Annotated in this window: 13 protein-coding genes; 3 read left to right on the top strand and 10 right to left on the bottom strand. The window is 40.3% G+C overall.

What is annotated here, in order from left to right:
• Positions 1-15: 15 nt before the first annotated feature.
• Complete coding sequence (locus GQR38_RS14490; RefSeq protein ID WP_165723074.1) at positions 16-849, bottom strand: alpha/beta hydrolase-fold protein; 834 nt, start codon at positions 847-849, stop codon at positions 16-18.
• A 135-nt stretch (positions 850-984) separates the two neighbouring features.
• Positions 985-1,401 (bottom strand): MerC domain-containing protein, encoded by a 417-nt coding sequence (locus GQR38_RS14485; protein ID WP_165723077.1) that lies wholly within the window; start codon positions 1,399-1,401, stop codon positions 985-987.
• 141 nt (positions 1,402-1,542) lie between these two features.
• On the opposite strand from GQR38_RS14485, the gene GQR38_RS14480 reads away from it, so the two are divergent.
• On the top strand, positions 1,543-3,951 hold the full coding sequence (locus GQR38_RS14480; RefSeq protein ID WP_165723073.1) for a TonB-dependent receptor: 2,409 nt from the start codon (positions 1,543-1,545) through the stop codon (positions 3,949-3,951).
• 32 nt (positions 3,952-3,983) lie between these two features.
• Entirely contained in the window at positions 3,984-5,387 is a 1,404-nt protein-coding gene (locus GQR38_RS14475; protein ID WP_165723072.1) for a 5-methyltetrahydrofolate--homocysteine methyltransferase, read from the top strand.
• Between the two features lie 97 nt (positions 5,388-5,484).
• On the opposite strand, the gene GQR38_RS14470 is transcribed toward GQR38_RS14475, so the two are convergent.
• The 8 genes from GQR38_RS14470 to GQR38_RS14435 form a co-directional block, all read right to left on the bottom strand.
• On the bottom strand, positions 5,485-6,786 hold the full coding sequence (locus GQR38_RS14470) for a DEAD/DEAH box helicase (protein WP_165723071.1): 1,302 nt from the start codon (positions 6,784-6,786) through the stop codon (positions 5,485-5,487).
• A 77-nt stretch (positions 6,787-6,863) separates the two neighbouring features.
• Entirely contained in the window at positions 6,864-7,001 is a 138-nt protein-coding gene (locus tag GQR38_RS14465; RefSeq protein WP_231388427.1) for a hypothetical protein, read from the bottom strand.
• A 281-nt stretch (positions 7,002-7,282) separates the two neighbouring features.
• Positions 7,283-8,362 (bottom strand): hypothetical protein, encoded by a 1,080-nt coding sequence (locus GQR38_RS14460; RefSeq protein WP_165723091.1) that lies wholly within the window; start codon positions 8,360-8,362, stop codon positions 7,283-7,285.
• Between the two features lie 262 nt (positions 8,363-8,624).
• On the bottom strand, positions 8,625-9,662 hold the full coding sequence (gene rhuM, locus GQR38_RS14455) for a RhuM family protein (protein WP_196812459.1): 1,038 nt from the start codon (positions 9,660-9,662) through the stop codon (positions 8,625-8,627).
• Between the two features lie 595 nt (positions 9,663-10,257).
• Positions 10,258-10,662: a DUF6088 family protein gene (locus tag GQR38_RS14450; RefSeq protein WP_024589673.1), complete on the bottom strand. Its 405-nt coding sequence runs from the start codon at positions 10,660-10,662 to the stop codon at positions 10,258-10,260.
• 263 nt (positions 10,663-10,925) lie between these two features.
• Complete coding sequence (locus GQR38_RS14445) at positions 10,926-12,092, bottom strand: alpha/beta hydrolase-fold protein (protein WP_346774076.1); 1,167 nt, start codon at positions 12,090-12,092, stop codon at positions 10,926-10,928.
• Between the two features lie 129 nt (positions 12,093-12,221).
• Positions 12,222-14,042 carry a glutamine--fructose-6-phosphate transaminase (isomerizing) gene (gene glmS, locus GQR38_RS14440; RefSeq protein ID WP_165723088.1) on the bottom strand — a complete coding sequence of 607 codons (1,821 nt, stop codon included), beginning with the start codon at positions 14,040-14,042 and terminating at the stop codon, positions 12,222-12,224.
• A gap of 40 nt (positions 14,043-14,082) precedes the next feature.
• Positions 14,083-14,847, bottom strand: a complete 765-nt coding sequence (locus GQR38_RS14435) for a DeoR family transcriptional regulator (protein WP_010554507.1) — start codon at positions 14,845-14,847, stop codon at positions 14,083-14,085.
• Between the two features lie 159 nt (positions 14,848-15,006).
• Here GQR38_RS14435 and GQR38_RS14430 point away from each other — a divergent pair, with 159 nt between their 5' ends.
• Positions 15,007-15,534: a sugar O-acetyltransferase gene (locus GQR38_RS14430; protein ID WP_165723087.1), complete on the top strand. Its 528-nt coding sequence runs from the start codon at positions 15,007-15,009 to the stop codon at positions 15,532-15,534.
• The last annotated feature ends 422 nt before the right edge of the window (positions 15,535-15,956 follow it).

Genomic DNA, 15,956 nt, shown 5'->3' with positions numbered 1-15,956 from the left:
TTAACTAATGCTCTACTATTCTTTCCTAAGTATCCAATCTAAGCCTTGGATTGCTGTTGTTGGAAATGCGGTTGCATGATTAGCGCCGTCAATAACAACACTTTTTAATTCTATATTGTCACTTTTAAGCGCATTAATTTTTTGCGTTAGCTGCTTAGCACCTTCAACCATATTTTGCTCTTCGCCGAAAGCTGGCGTTTCCATAGATCCAACTGATATATATACCCTTATAGGCAATTTTGGCTTATTCACTTTTAACGCTAATAGTGCATTGTTATCAAACCAAACCGATGGGCTGCCAATAATATAATTGCTAAATAAATCGGGTGTCGTTAATAAAATAATCGCGCCAAATAAACCGCCTAACGAATGCCCCATGTAGGTTCTTTGTAAGTTACTGGCCCGATAGTTTTTTTCAATAAAAGGGAAAACTGTACTTTGTAAAAACTGAATATGCCCTTTGGCATTACCTGTTTGCTTTTTCCAATCTTTTGCAAAGGTAGGCGTGTAATCTCTAATTCGGCTGTTAGAGCCAGCGGACCCTTTTTCATAGCCAATTGCTACAATAATAGCCTGTTGCATTTTGCCACTATTCATAGGGAATCGTGTAGCCCCAGCAACGATGGGAAAGGTATACGGTGCATCGGTTACATAAATAACTGGATACGTTTTATTAGGCTGCTTTTGGTATGATTTAGGAAGCTGAATATACACAGGATACGCCCGCTCGCTAACGGGCTCAATGAGCTCAACCACGTTACTTCGGGGTATTGAATAAGGGGTATTTGCGCTTAATTTAAAACATATTAAGGCGCTTAAAAGCAAAAGAGATTTTAAAATAAGAGGCACTGTATTGGTTAACCTAAGCTAAAAATAAATTAAGTACCTACTTTAAAGTACTTTTAGCGAATATTTAAGCTATCCAAAAGAACAAAGTTTAAAGTGCCAGTATAGCTTTCGTTTAAACCACCTGCACTTATAGCATTAAACCACTTGATCTGGCTCACTGCCTGAACACGGGCAGTTGTCGTCATTCTGTTTAAGACATTGCTGATAATTAAACCAATGGGCTACAGCAATAAACGCTGAGCCTATTAAGGTTAGCGCTTTTTCGAGCACTTCATGGCCTAGCAATACGGCAAATATCATAAAAGCTAAGCCTGTTACACCAGACACCATATAACGTGTACGTTTATGTTTTTTACAGCCTAAACTCAATGCCAACAAACTGGTTGGCATTACCGCCGCAAGAATCCATAAATGAAATTGCTCACTATCTATTTGCAGTACAGCAAAGCTTGGTAATAACGCTAAAATAACCGGGGTTGCAAAACAATGCACTGTGCACATTACCGATAACCCTATTGCCATACGATCCATAACACTTTGACTCGACTTCATTATTTCCTCTACTAAATCAGTGTCTCCACTCAAAAACGTTACTTTTAAGGAGACATTTTAATAACATCAGTTAATTACTGTTGATATATTATAACATTACTCGCATAATTGATATAATATAACATCCAACAAGGTAGTCAAATGAAACGTAGATCACAATTAGCTGTTCTCATAGCAGCTTTATTGCCGGCTAGTGTGCTTGCATCCACAATAGAAGGCGTTGTTTTAAACAACAAAGGTAAAGTAGTTACCAATGCAACGGTAGAAGTTGAAGGCTCAGATCTTAAAGTAACCACCGATGAAAACGGTAAATTTGTTATAACAGAACTAAAAAATGGCTTAAAAGAGCTTCACGTTGTAGCCCCTGGTTATGCGCATCTTCATCGCGATATAACAATAACTAATGATGAAAACCAATCGGTTACTTTTAATTTAAAGCGCTCGCCTATTGAAGTTATTGATATTGAAGCGACCCCTATTCATATGTCGGCAATGGAATCTGCATCGCCTGTTAGTGTTTTATCTGGCGAACAACTAAGACGACAACAAGCTGCAACCCTTGGCGACAGCCTTGAAAAACTCCCAGGCGTTAATACAAATTTTCACGGTAAAGTAGCCAGCACGCCTATTATTCGTGGTTTAAGCGGCCCGCGTGTACTCATTACTCAAAATGGCCTTGATGTAAGTGATGTTTCGCGCGTTGGCCCCGATCACTCTGTTGCATCGGAGGCGTCTACCGCACAACAAATTGAAGTATTACGCGGCCCTGCAACGCTGTTTTATGGCAGTGGCGCAATTGGTGGTGTGGTTAATGTAGTAGATAACCGCGTACCTACCGACAGCACCACGCGTGGTGAATGGAACCTAGAACATAACTCGGTAGATAACCAAAAAGTGGCCTCGTTTAATGCCACAACAGGCACAGACTCGGTGGCTTTTTACGCCGATGCATTTTGGCGTGAGGCCGATGACTACGGGGTACCTGTAGCTGCCGATATAGATAGCGACGGTGAAGAGCATCGTGGTGACTATAAAGTTGAAAACAGTAATGAAGAGTCTGACGGTTTTACTGTTGGCGCTAGCTATTTAATGGATAACGGCTTTATTGGCTTAGCAGTAGAGCAATTTAATCGTCAATACGGTATTCCTGGTCATACGCACGGCGAGGAAGAAGAGGAAGAACACAACGACGAAGAAGAAAGCGTATTTGCTGATTTAGAGCAAACTAAAGTGCAATTATTAGGTGAGTACAACCTAGATAATAAATGGCTAAACAAAATAAATCTGCGCGTTGGCCATACCGACTACGAACACGCTGAAATTGAGAGCGGCGCTGTTGGCACTACCTTTAAAAACGAAACCAACGAATTACGCATAGACCTACTGCATAACCAATTTAACGAATGGAATGGCGGTATTAGCTTTCATTACAAGCAAAGCGATGTTGAAGCACAAGGTGAAGAGGCCTTTACTCCTCCATCAGAGACCGAAAGCTTTGCTGTAGCGTTAATGGAAGAAAGGCACTTTGGGAATTTTTTAGTGCAGTTAGGTGGGCGCATAGAGCGTGTAACAATTGAAGCAGGCGACGTATTACTGCCAAATATTGACGCTCACGCACACGATGAAGCGCAAGAAGCCGACGAGCATGATCATGACCACGAAGAAAGCGCAGAAACCACTCGCGTATTTGATGTAGAGCATGAATTTACGCCAGTCAGTTTATCGGCAGGGGTAGTATGGGATTTTACATCTAACTATAACTTAGGGCTGTCGGTATCGCGCTCTGAACGCGCACCTTCTACCTCTGAGTTGTTATCGTTTGGGCCGCATATTGGCACTGGCACTTACGAAGTAGGCGCACTATTTGATTTAGATGAAGATGGCCATTTGGGTTTATCTGAACAAGCAATTGACCTGGAAACAGCCAATAATATCGATTTAACCCTACGTAAAACTCAAGGCGATGTTGGCTTTATTTTAAATGCCTTTTACAACCAAGTAGATAACTACTATTACCAAATAGACACCGGTTTATACGCCGAAAGTGGACACGACCATGGCGATGAAGAAGGCGTTGACGAGCACGACCATTCATCAGAGCTACCCGTTTATTTATTTAAAACAGATGATGTAGTTTTACATGGTTTTGAAGCGCAAATTGCGTGGCAATTAACAGATGAGTTTAAGCTAGATGTATTCTCTGACTACGTTCGTGCACGCCTTAAAGACGGCGGCGATTTACCCCGTACACCACCGCTTCGTTTTGGCAGCGAGCTAACCTATCAAACAGATAAACTCAGTGCGCATATTCATGTAACTCGCTATCAAAAGCAAGACCGCACAGCCCCACAAGAAACAGCCACAGACGGTTACACCTTAGTTGATGCGAGCATCTCTTACGACCTTTCAGTGTTAAACCAAGATATGTCTGTGTACCTACGAGGCACTAACTTAACAGATACAGAAGCACGCGTGCACAGCTCGTTTGTAAAGGACATAGCGCCACGTCCAGGACGTAGTTTTGCGCTAGGTATTCGCGGTTATTTTTAAGCGTTAAAAAATTATAATTAAAGGAAATAAACATGAAAAAACTATATCAATTAAAGCTTATTACACTCGCTATTAGCGCTATATTTATTACGGCCTGTGGCGATGCCCAAACCAACATTGTGGAAAAAGATCCTATTGTTGTAGAAGACGAGCACAATCATGATGATGATGATGATCACGACCATGACGACGGCTATACCATAGACTCACTTGGCAGACTTGCCGTTCTGGCAGGTGACAGTAACGAAGCTAGCTTTTTTGATTTAGACAACCACGAATTACTTGATACATTTACACTAAACAATGACTCAAACACGTTATCTGCATCACCAGGCTTTCGTTATGCTGTTATTGCTAATCGTACTCAAGATTACCTAGGGTTTATAGACGGCGGTATGTGGCGCGAAGATCACGCAGAGCACTTGCATGATTATGAGCAAGGCCCTGCGTTTAGCAGCTACGAGCTAACAAGTGGTAGTCGCCCTACACACTTAATAACTCACGACGGGCAATTAGCAATATTTTACGATGGCGATGCAGAAACCGGTACGCCTGCCTCAGTAGAAGTGCTAACCGATAACGATATTACCAATACAACAGCTACACTCACGGGCATTAACTACGACATTAACATGCATGGTGTAGCTGAGCCTCGCGGCAAGCATTTACTCTCAACCATTCGCCGCGACGATGCAAGTAATACATCTAATGCCAAAGTACTTCCCGATCAAGTGGGTGTTTATCATCTTCACGATGGTAATTACGAACTAGAGCAAACGTTTGAAATAACCTGCCCCGATTTACACGGCGCAGCACAAAATCACGATTATGTTGTATTTGGTTGTGGTGATGGTGTATTGATTGCCCATCAGCAAGGTGATGTATACAGCGCTCAAAAAGTTGTAAATATAGATGCCGTAGGCGATCAGCGCATTGGTACTTTGTACGGCCATAAAAACAACGACACAATTTTTGGTATTGCCGCAGGGCATGATGGCAGTGGCTCAGTATTACTGAGTATTCATTCTGAAAATGCCGAAATGGAAGAAGTAGAATGGCAACTTGCTGATGGCGCAAGTGCTGTTTCTTATTCTTTTTCAGCCAGTGGTGAACACTTTTTAATACTCGACAGCCTAGGCTTTTTAAATGTACTTACTGGGCATAAACATGACGGTGAAATGCACTGGGAACTCGCAGGCCAAGTAGATATTACTCAAGCAGACGTAACCACAATGCCCGAAGGAATGAGCTTTAGTATGACAGTGGCGCAAAGTGGTCAGTTTGCTTATATTGCCGACCCAATTGCTCAACACATAGTGCAAGTGCACCTAGAAGACCTAGAAATTGAAAGTGAGCTAGAGTTAACTTTTCCACCTGCAAGCATTACCTGGTTAGGGATTGCACAAGAAATAGAAGATGAAGGTCACGACCATTAATTTAAAACTAACGCTTTAAATTAAAGCCACAAAACAAAAAACCCGTAATTAGGTTTACTAATTACGGGTTTTTACAGCTATTTATTTAGCTCTATTGTTACTTACGGCGCCAGCCACTCCACACATCATCTATATCATCGGCTTTATTTTTTTTCTTTTTCTTGCCTGTGCCTTCTGGTTTTGCCATTGGCTTTTCATTTTTAAGCGCATCAGCTGCATCAAGGTTTGCTTGGTTTACAGCAAAACCGGTTACTTCTTCACGCTCTAGGCGTAGTTTGTTTTTCTTCTCGATTATTTTAAAGTGATGCAAATCTTCATAATCAACCAATGAAAGCGCTAAGCCTACTTCACCAGCACGGCCGCTTCGGCCAATACGGTGCATATAATCAGCAGGACTGCGCGGTAAGTTAAAGTTTATTACCACTGGCAGCTTTTCAATATCTAAACCACGTGCGGCAATATCGGTTGCGATAAGTACTTCGATTTCGCCCGCTTTAAATTTTTCTATTACACGAGTTCGCTCACTTTGGCCTTTATCACCATGAAATACTTGCGCATTAACACCGCGCTTTTCAAGTTTGCTGGCTAAGTGCTCACAATCTTTTTTAGCGTTCACAAAAATCAGCGCTTGGCGCCATTTATGGGTTTTAATTAAATGCGCTAAAACCGTGGTTTTTTCACCTTTGTTAACACTAAACACGCGCTGTACAAGTGTACTTTCTTCTTTGTTTTGTACTTGTATTTCAACTGGATTATTAAGCAGCTCTTGCGTTAATTGTGTTACTTGCTCAGGGAAAGTAGCTGAAAACAACATAGTTTGTTTTTTAGCAAGCATAAGAGCCAACAAATTAGCCAGCTCTTCGGTAAAGCCAAGGCTTAGCATACGGTCGGCTTCATCAAGCACAAGCGTAGTTACATTATCGAGCTTAATCGCATTGCTTGAGATTAAATCGAGTAAACGACCTGGTGTTGCCACAATAATATCAGCGCCACCACGAAGTGCCTGCATTTGTGTATTAACCGACACACCACCAAACACCGCCACCGTTTTAATCGCGCCATTAAAATTTGCAGAATACGACTTAACACTATCGGCCACTTGTGTAGCAAGCTCACGGGTAGGTACCAAAATAAGCCCCGTTACAAAGTTACCTTTGCTCGCTGTTTTTTTAGAGCCTTGCTCTAAAAATAGCTTTTGTAGCATAGGCAAAGCAAATGTAGCTGTTTTACCTGAGCCAGTATTTGCCCCCGCAATTAAATCACTGCCCGCAAGCACACTAGGTATAGCCTTAGCTTGAATTGGCGTAGGCTGGGTATATTCCAAATCGGTTAAACGAGCTAATAGCTCTGGAATAAGGCCAAGTTCGGTAAACGTGCTAGGGCTTGTTGCTGAGGTCATAAAATTGTGGGCTTATTGCTAAAAAAGTAGCCTGTAATTTTAGCGTATTTGGCGCTTATTAAGTAGGGGTTAGTGATTTAAATATCTTTATCGACTAATTGCTTGAACACACGACCAACTTGATCATAACTTGCATAATTGTCAAAATCTTTACGTTCAAACACATAGCGGCGAGAACGCTTTATTTTTTGATAAATACGGTCAGTTGCAGTCATGGCTAATTCTCCTACGTTATGATTTTTTAATATAGCTTGAATCAAACACTGTTTAAAAATAATACGGCATAAATAAAATAAAAAACACGACAAAAACCATCAATGACATACACATAACTTCATGTTTAAAAGAATTATAAATACATCCTCTAATACAGACATGAATTTATAATTGCAATCGACCTAATTATTTACAATTAGGTTATTAAGCACCGTAATAATGATCTTTGAAGTTACAATATCTAAATTAACTATTTCCTTACAAAATTAGGGGATAAAAATTAAAGTAATTGGGCTGATTTAAATCTACTCTTTAGTGCTGAACGGTTTGAATAACGTGCCAGCAACTCATTTGTTTTCACTTTAAATTCAGCACTGTGATGCTGCATTTGAGCTAACTCAGACAAATCGACTAATATCATAATCGCTTGGTCATAGGGCTTGGCTTGCTTTTGCTCTATCAACTCCAGCACCGTTTGCCAAAGCTGCGTTTGTTTAGGTATAAGAGATGTAAGGTATGCCAAGCGCTCTTGCTGCTTAGCTTCAGCTATCGCTGCTACACGCTGCGATTTTATTTGCTCCGCTTGCTTTAATAAAGAACTCACTGTTACGGGATCAGAAGATGCAACTTCATCGGTATTGAGCGTCAAACGCTGGGTGAGTTTTTCCACTAACAATGGTTCTGCATCCAACAATCGTTGCAACCAGACGGTGCACTCTTGTGCTGATAAACTACCCAAGGTCATTAACTTAGGCACACCTGAAAGCTCAGGGCTACATTTAGCAACAGCAGTAATCAAGTCTCTCTCTAATTCAAATAACTCAGCTAATGCTTGCAACGATGGTTCAAGAGAGTTAAAACCAGCAGGTATCATCATGCTAGCGGCAGCAACATCACTTTCCCATTGCACTACTTTTAGCCACATTAAATACAATGGTCGATAATCACCATTAAGTATCATGGCACGGATGTCTGCTATTTCAGCCAGCTCACACCTACCTTCAATCCAACGACCACCTTCTTCATCAAAACTAATATCAAGCACAATTGAATCTGGCTCTTCGTACACACTAATCAAATCAGTAATGCTAAATACCCGTAATTTATCTACATCCACTAACCCTGCGGGTAACCGAATTAATAGCTGCACAGCTCCCCAATTGGCTTGATACAGCGCCAAATCAAAACCATACAATAACACCGTGTTTATATCTTCGGGGAAGTCACTATAGTGATATTGATATTGCGCGCTATAAGCGGTAACTTGCGCCCGTGAAGATAAACCTTGCATGTGCTGTTTTTGTTGATGCGTTAAAGGGGCATCAATGGCTTGAAATTGATATAACTGGTATTCACTCATAACAAAAATCACAGAAAATAATAATGCACCGAGGCTAACGAGAAATACTTTTTAAGGCAAATATATTGGTCTCATATACCTAAATAATCATTCGCCTCAGCCGACTTTTTTATGAAGAAAATTAAAAATCAGATTCCCAAAACGTACTTTTATCCTTCATAGTTCTACTACTTAGTGTGCTTTGTAACTCAGAGCATTTCGATAAAAAGTTAAAGTTCGACATCCTTGATTGGAAATAGTGAAATGTATCTGCTAATTGCTACTATTGCTTTTTCGTTATGGCGCGCAACGCGGCGATACTGTCTTGTAGCCCTTGTTCTTCTTTTAAAGCTCGGCGCTTTGCTTCATAGTTTTCATAAGCCTGTTTAGCTTTAATATCTGCCTGTTGTTTCGAAATATGCCCTTTGCCTTGCAATACATTTCGATCATTAAATTCAAGAAAGCTATCTAGTTTTTCATCCCAATCATTTAAAAACACTTGCTTACGACGTAGTGCTTGATCTTCAGCAAAATCAAGCCACATAGTAACAATTCTATTTAACTCGCTAACTTCTTCTTGGGTCAAATAATTTTTAGCGATGGTCACATCGCCTTTACGTACTTCATCACCTTTAAAAACGGTTAATCCTGCATTGGGTTTATCGGCATCTACGCGTGTAACAATAAGCTCAGCTGCGGTCATACCGGTTGTGGCATAGTGTAATTTGTTTTGAATACTTTGAAAAAAATGTGTTGTTTCTTTATTGCTGGGCTCGTAATCTGCAGCCATCGCAAATATCTCACGCACCCGTAAATACACTCTACGTTCACTGGTGCGAATATCACGAATGCGTTCAAGCATTTCATCAAAATAGTCTGGCACTAAAGAGTTATCAACGGCTGGGTTCTTTAACCTTTCATCGTCCATTGCAAACCCTTTAATAAGGTACTCTTGCAAGGTTTGCGTGGCCCAGCGTCTAAATTGGTTACCTCTATTTGACCTAACTCGGTAACCAATGGCAATAATCATAGCAAGGTTATAGTGCAGCTTGTTGCGCTCCACAGATCGACCGCCTTCCATTTGAACTTGTAAGTAATGCTTACAAGTTAAATTTTGTTCAAGTTCGCCTTCATCAAAAATAGCTTTAATATGCTGAGTAATAGCCTGAGGTGTTACTTGATACAGCTCTGAAATTGAAGCTTGTGTTAACCACAAGGTATCAGATTCAAAACGGCACTCAACCCTTGCTTTACCATCTTCAGAGGTAAAAAAAAGAAACTCACCATTCGGCGCTTTTTCATCCGATATTAATTCAGTCATTTTTTATCCGTTACATTCAGTTAAACTAAGTTTGCCTGTTAACATGTTTTTCCTAGTTTTTTCAAAACCTAATTGAATTAGCTGCTTTGCTACTTCTCAATCGTGTTCAAATTTTACTATGATCTTTAGATGTCAGGTCCACAGCCTCTGATTGCAATCTTAGTAGAACTACCTTTGTAATTACAAATAATAAAATTACGCACTCTTATTTTCTTCAACCACCGCATTAGCGAAAATGGCCAACCCCAAAAGGGCATTCATCTGCGGCTCTATCAAGTAGGTTTTTCATGGTTGGATAAGTTGAAAAATACAGCCTGCAATTTTAGCGTATTTAGAGCTTATGAAGTAGGGGTTAGTGATTTAAATGTCTTTTAGGTAACAGCAGCAAGTTTTGAGCTACAAGTTACGAACAGGTTTGTGATATTTATAGGCTTAGGTTTATCCGGCGCTTAATTAATGTGTTTAGAACAATCCTTTTATTCTAGGTGCTTGAATGAATTAAAGGTTACCCAATAAGCTTTTTCTGGAATCGATGGATTACCTAAATCCAATGCATCAGATGCCTCAATAAACTGTTTTGTCAGTTTTGGGATACTCATTTACGATAACTCAATACCCTATTGCCAACTTTAAGATTTCGGTTAAATTGCTTAGAGTTCCAGCTGTATTTGATGGACGCAGGTATTTGGGTAGATTTACCGTTAATGCTCCTCAATGACATCGCATCCATCTCAAAGTCTACACCGCGTAACTTTAAAATTTCACGCATGATCGCATCAGTGCCGCCAGGGCTTGTTGGCATCGGACTGTTAGTAAGACTATTAATCATTGCTTTAGTATATAAACCATAGCCAATTTTCATCAGTATGCCTTTATCGACTAATTGCTTTAACACACGACCAACCTGATCGTAGCTTGCATAATTGTCGAAATCTTTACGTTCAAACACATAGCGGCGAGAACGCTTTATTTTTTGATAAATACGGTCAGTTGCAGTCATGGTTAATTCTCCTACGTAATGATTTGTTTTAGTATAACCCAAATCACCTCTGCCTAAAAATAATACGGCACTGAAAAAAGAAAAAACACGGCAAAAAAAATCAAGATAAAAACATAAGCTGTTGTTTATAGGAAGATATAAATAAGTTAAACAAAACTGACATAAACTATAAATTGCAACCGACCTAACTATTGATAAAGCCTTAGTAAGCAACGTAATAATGTTCGTTAAATAAGAATCCATCAACTAAGTTGACAATATTATTAGCTCTTACTCAGTCCTGCTTGCAACCTAGCTTTTGTTTCTTTTAAGTAATTTATATAAGGATATGAGTCGTCTGCAATCTCTAAAGCAGACTCCATCTGTTCAAGCGCTTGGCGAGTATCACCCTGCATTTCATAGCCATAAGATAAGGCTGAAAACGCATCGACTGATTTTGGGTGATTTTTTATATTGTACTTAAACACTTCAATAGCACGGTCAAATTGCTTGCTGCCCGTTAAGTTATAACCGAGTGATCTAACAGCGCGATCCGGTGGCGCAATCTGCTCGCCCCATTGTTGAGATAAGTTTTGATAATAAGCATCAATAGAGGCTACATCGTCAGTTAAATCACTTATGGGCATTTGTTTAGGCAAAAATAAGTTGTGATATGCATTAAATGAACCAGCAACCGAAGTCAGGTTATGCGAGACACCATCAAACGCATCACTAAAGAAGCGTAGCTCTCGCACTTTATACGATTGCATAGCTTGCTGCAATTCATCGTACCTTTCGCGCATTATGCCAGCTTCTTCTCCGATATTGATGTAAACGTAACAGTTAAGCTTTTTCGTTTTAGCTATAAACGATTTTGTACTTTTTACCGATGCGCCATAGTTCCACCAAACCGCTGGGCTATACGCAATATGCGCTTGGAATAACTCAGGATTTGCCTGCAACGCATATAGCGTAAATACACCACCAGCAGATGCGCCAGCAATCACTTTATAATTATGCGTACGATAATTCTTATTAACTAAAGGAATGAGCTCTTGCTCAAAGAACGTCAAAAACTTTGCTGCGCCTCCGCCTTCACCTACCGGGCCTTGTCGCTCTTTATTAACTGTGGGGTATAAATCTCTTAAGCGATTAGTGTTTTCAATAGCGACAATAATAACCTCAGGCGCACGATTATTATTTTGCAGCCGATCCATTACAACACTTATAAGCGGTATATTACCCGCGCCATCTAGGCGATAAATTACAGGATAAACTTTGTCTGCATTAGCTTGGTAACTCTTTGGAAGTTGAACTACAACGGTACGTAGCTCATTTAAAATTACTGAATTGATAGTATGTGTTTGTTGCGTATAGCTAATGGTTTGCTGTTTTAAATCAGGCTCAGCTGGTGTGTTATTAGAAACTATAAATAAGCTACATATAAAAATGCAGTGAATAAACGCATAGCTAATCCTTTAGAAAATAGTGTGTTATTTAATCTAACAGGCTTTGAGGTACAAAAAAAGGCGCATTGAGCGCCTTTTTATCTTTAACAGGTAATTACCAACCTATTGATTTTACTCAACCGTAACCGATTTAGCTAAGTTACGTGGTTGGTCAACGTCAGTGCCTTTAATTACCGCTACGTAGTACGACAGTAGCTGCAATGGCAAGGTGTAAACAATTGGCGCAATAATGTCGTCAGTGTGGTTTACGTTGATTACACGCATTGTGTCGTCTGACTCAAAGTGTGAATCTTTATCTGCGAATACGTAAATAATGCCGCCACGTGCGCGTACTTCTTCTACGTTTGATTTAAGTTTTTCTAGCAATTCGTTATTTGGTGCTACAACAATAATTGGCATGTCGGCATCAATAAGTGCTAGTGGGCCATGTTTTAGCTCGCCAGCGGCGTAGGCTTCTGCATGAATGTACGAAATCTCTTTAAGCTTAAGCGCGCCTTCCATTGCAATTGGGTATTGCGAGCCACGGCCTAAAAACAGTGAGTGGTGTTTGTCGGCAAACTCTTCTGCAAGATCTGCAATACCATCAGCGAGTAATAATGTTTCTTCTAACTTAGCTGGAAGTACTTTAATTGCATTTACAATTGCGCTTTGATCAAGGCCTTTTTCCTGCGCTATAGACGCAGTAAGCATTAACAAACCAACTAACTGCGTAGTAAATGCTTTAGTAGATGCCACGCCTATTTCAGCGCCTGCTTTAGTCATAAAGGCAAGGTCTGATTCGCGTACAAGCGATGAACCAGGTACGTTACAAATAGTCATTGAGGCCATGTAACCTTGCTCTTTAGCTAGGCGTAATGCAGCTAGCGTATCGGCAGTTTCACCCGATTGAGAAATAGTAACAAGTAAGCTATTTTCATGAACAAACGACTGACGGTATCTAAATTCAGAAGCTATTTCTACATTACAGCTAACACCCGCAAACTGCTCAAGCCAGTAACGTGCAACCATACCTGAATGATAAGACGTACCACAGGCAATAATTTGCACATGTTTTACATCTTTAAATATTTGCTGAGCGCTTTCGCCAAAGGCATCAATTGCTACACGGTCGTCGTTTAAACGCCCTTCAAGAGTATTACGTACAGCAAGTGGCTGCTCGTAAATTTCTTTTAGCATGTAGTGACGGTAATCGCCTTTGCCTGATGCATCTTGCGTAATGTTTGATTCAATCACTTCACGCTCAACTGCGTTACCGTCTGCATCAAAAATTTCTACTGTGTCACGTGTAATACGTGCTACGTCGCCTTCTTCTAAAAAGATGAAGCTACGAGTAACAGGTAGTAATGCTAACTGATCAGACGCAATAAAGTTTTCGCCAAGGCCTAAACCAATAACAAGAGGACTACCTGAGCGCGCTACAATGATTTCGTTATCGTTGTCTTTATCAAATACAACAGTACCAAAAGCGCCTTCAAACTGTTTAACAGCTGCTTGTACTGATGCAAGTAACGTTGTGTGTTGTTTACGAAGTTGGTGAATTAAATGCACCATTACTTCTGTATCAGTGTCTGATAAGAATTCGTAACCATCTGCTTTAAGTGCTGTACGTAGACTCACGTGGTTTTCAATAATACCATTGTGCACAAGTGCTAACTGGTTGTTTGATACATGTGGGTGTGCATTTGCTTCTGTAACGCTACCATGTGTTGCCCAGCGCGTATGTGCAATACCTGTATGACCGCTAACACCTGCTTTTTCTAGAGCTGCTTCTACGTTAACTACTTTACCCACTGCTTTAACAGTATTAAGTGTGTTGCCATCAAGCAATGCTACGCCTGCTGAGTCATAACCACGGTATTCTAGGCGCTTAAGGCCTTCAACTAAAATTTTGTTTACTGGACGTTCTGCAACTGCCCCAACTATTCCACACATAGTGTCTCCATTAATTTTTAAAATACTTGCTACTGAGTAGCTATTGTATAATCTCTGCACAAATTAGTTTTACACCACACGCCTCAATTGCTTTGCGCTTATCGTCTGCTAAGCCATCGTCGGTTATTAATGTGGTTACTATTTTCCACGGTAATTCTAAATTTGGTATTTTTCGGCCAATCTTATCTGATTCAACCATTACAATTACTTCACGAGCGGCTTTTGCCATAACTTGGCTTAAACCAACTAGCTCATTAAAGGTAGTAGTACCGCGCTTTACATCTATGCCGTCAGCGCCAATAAATAGCTGATCAAAGTCGTAAGAACATAATACATTTTCAGCAACTTGCCCCTGAAATGACTCAGAATGTGGATCCCACGTTCCGCCGGTCATTAAAAGTGTCGGCTCGTTCTCGAGTGCTAATAAACGACTCGCTACTTTAATAGCGTTGGTCATAACAACTAGCCCACGCTTATCAGCAAGCTCAGGGATCATAGCTGCCGTAGTGCGTCCGCTATCAATAATAATGCGGTTATGATCTTTTATAAGTTTTGCTGCTGCTTTTGCTATTGCGACTTTGCGCTTTGAATCTACTTCATCGCTAACAATTTCTTTAGGTAGTGCAATAGCACCACCGTAGCGGCGAAGTAATAAGCCACTTTTTTCAAGCGAGGTTAAATCTTTTCGAATGGTTACTTCAGATGTTTGAAACTGCTGTGCTAACTTTTCAACGGCTACTTCACCTAATTCATTAACTTGAACCAGTATATTGTGACGACGCTGCTGTGTGTTTCGTTTAGTCATAAAGATCGTGAATTAAGTTTCATTTCGAAAGTTATGCGATTTTAAACGAAACAACTTAAATGGCAAGTGAACGAGCAAAAAAAACACAGTTTTATTCTAATAATAATAAAACTAAAAGTACGGTAAGCTATAACTAATTAAGTTATAAAGATAAATACAATGCAGTCATTTAACAGTATCAGTAAAGAATACTTAGCACAGCGAAAGCAAGCAGGTGAAACCTGCCGTTTATTTAATAAGAGCCCAAGTAAAGGCAACTTAAAACGTATCAAAGAGTTATTTTTAAAGTCGGGTGATGGTGTAATTATAGAATCAGGTTTTCATTGCGATTACGGCAATCAAATAGTTATTGGTGATCGTACTTTTATGAATATTAATTGCACACTTCTCGACTCGCCATTAGCCAATCACTCAATCACCATAGGTGATGACTGCTTAATAGGCCCGAACGTTCAGCTTTTAGCTGTGTCACATGCTACTAATCCAGCAGAAAGGCTTAATAAGGAAAACTTTGCAGCACCTATCGCGTTAGGCAATAACGTATGGGTTGGCGCAGGTGCTATTATTTTAGCGGGTGTGAGTATTGGTGAAAATAGTGTTGTGGGTGCGGGTGCTGTGGTTACTAAAAATGTAATGCCTAATACTGTAGTAGCGGGTAACCCAGCTCGTGAAATAAGAACACTGTAGCTATTCTCGATGTGATTTTAGCGTCGGGAGTCGCAGCGCTCGCCCAACCTACGTGCTAGGTGTTGATGTGAGTGTGTGTTAATTGCGCGCATTTCACTTTTCTGCAGACGTAAAAAAGCCCGAATCGTTAGATTCGGCTTTCTACAATTTGAAGCCTGGTGATGTCGTAGTGCCCACAGCGGTGGAGAGTCACGTAGCAAATGCTACTGTATTGGCCGACTGAGTTATTGAGGGATTTTTCATGATTTTAACGTCGGTAGTCGCTACGCCCGCCCTACGTGATAGGTGTTGATGTGAAAGTGTGTTAATTGTGCGTATTTTACCTTTCTGTAGACGTAAAAAAGCCCGAATCGTTAGATTCGGGCTTTTTACAATTTGAAGCCTGGTAATGTCCTACTTTCACATAGCAAATGCTACACTAT

It is taken from the genome of Pseudoalteromonas sp. c7(2019), assembly GCF_011378625.1.
Lineage (GTDB): Bacteria > Pseudomonadota > Gammaproteobacteria > Enterobacterales > Alteromonadaceae > Pseudoalteromonas > Pseudoalteromonas arctica.
This window is presented reverse-complemented; position numbering and strand designations above follow the sequence as displayed.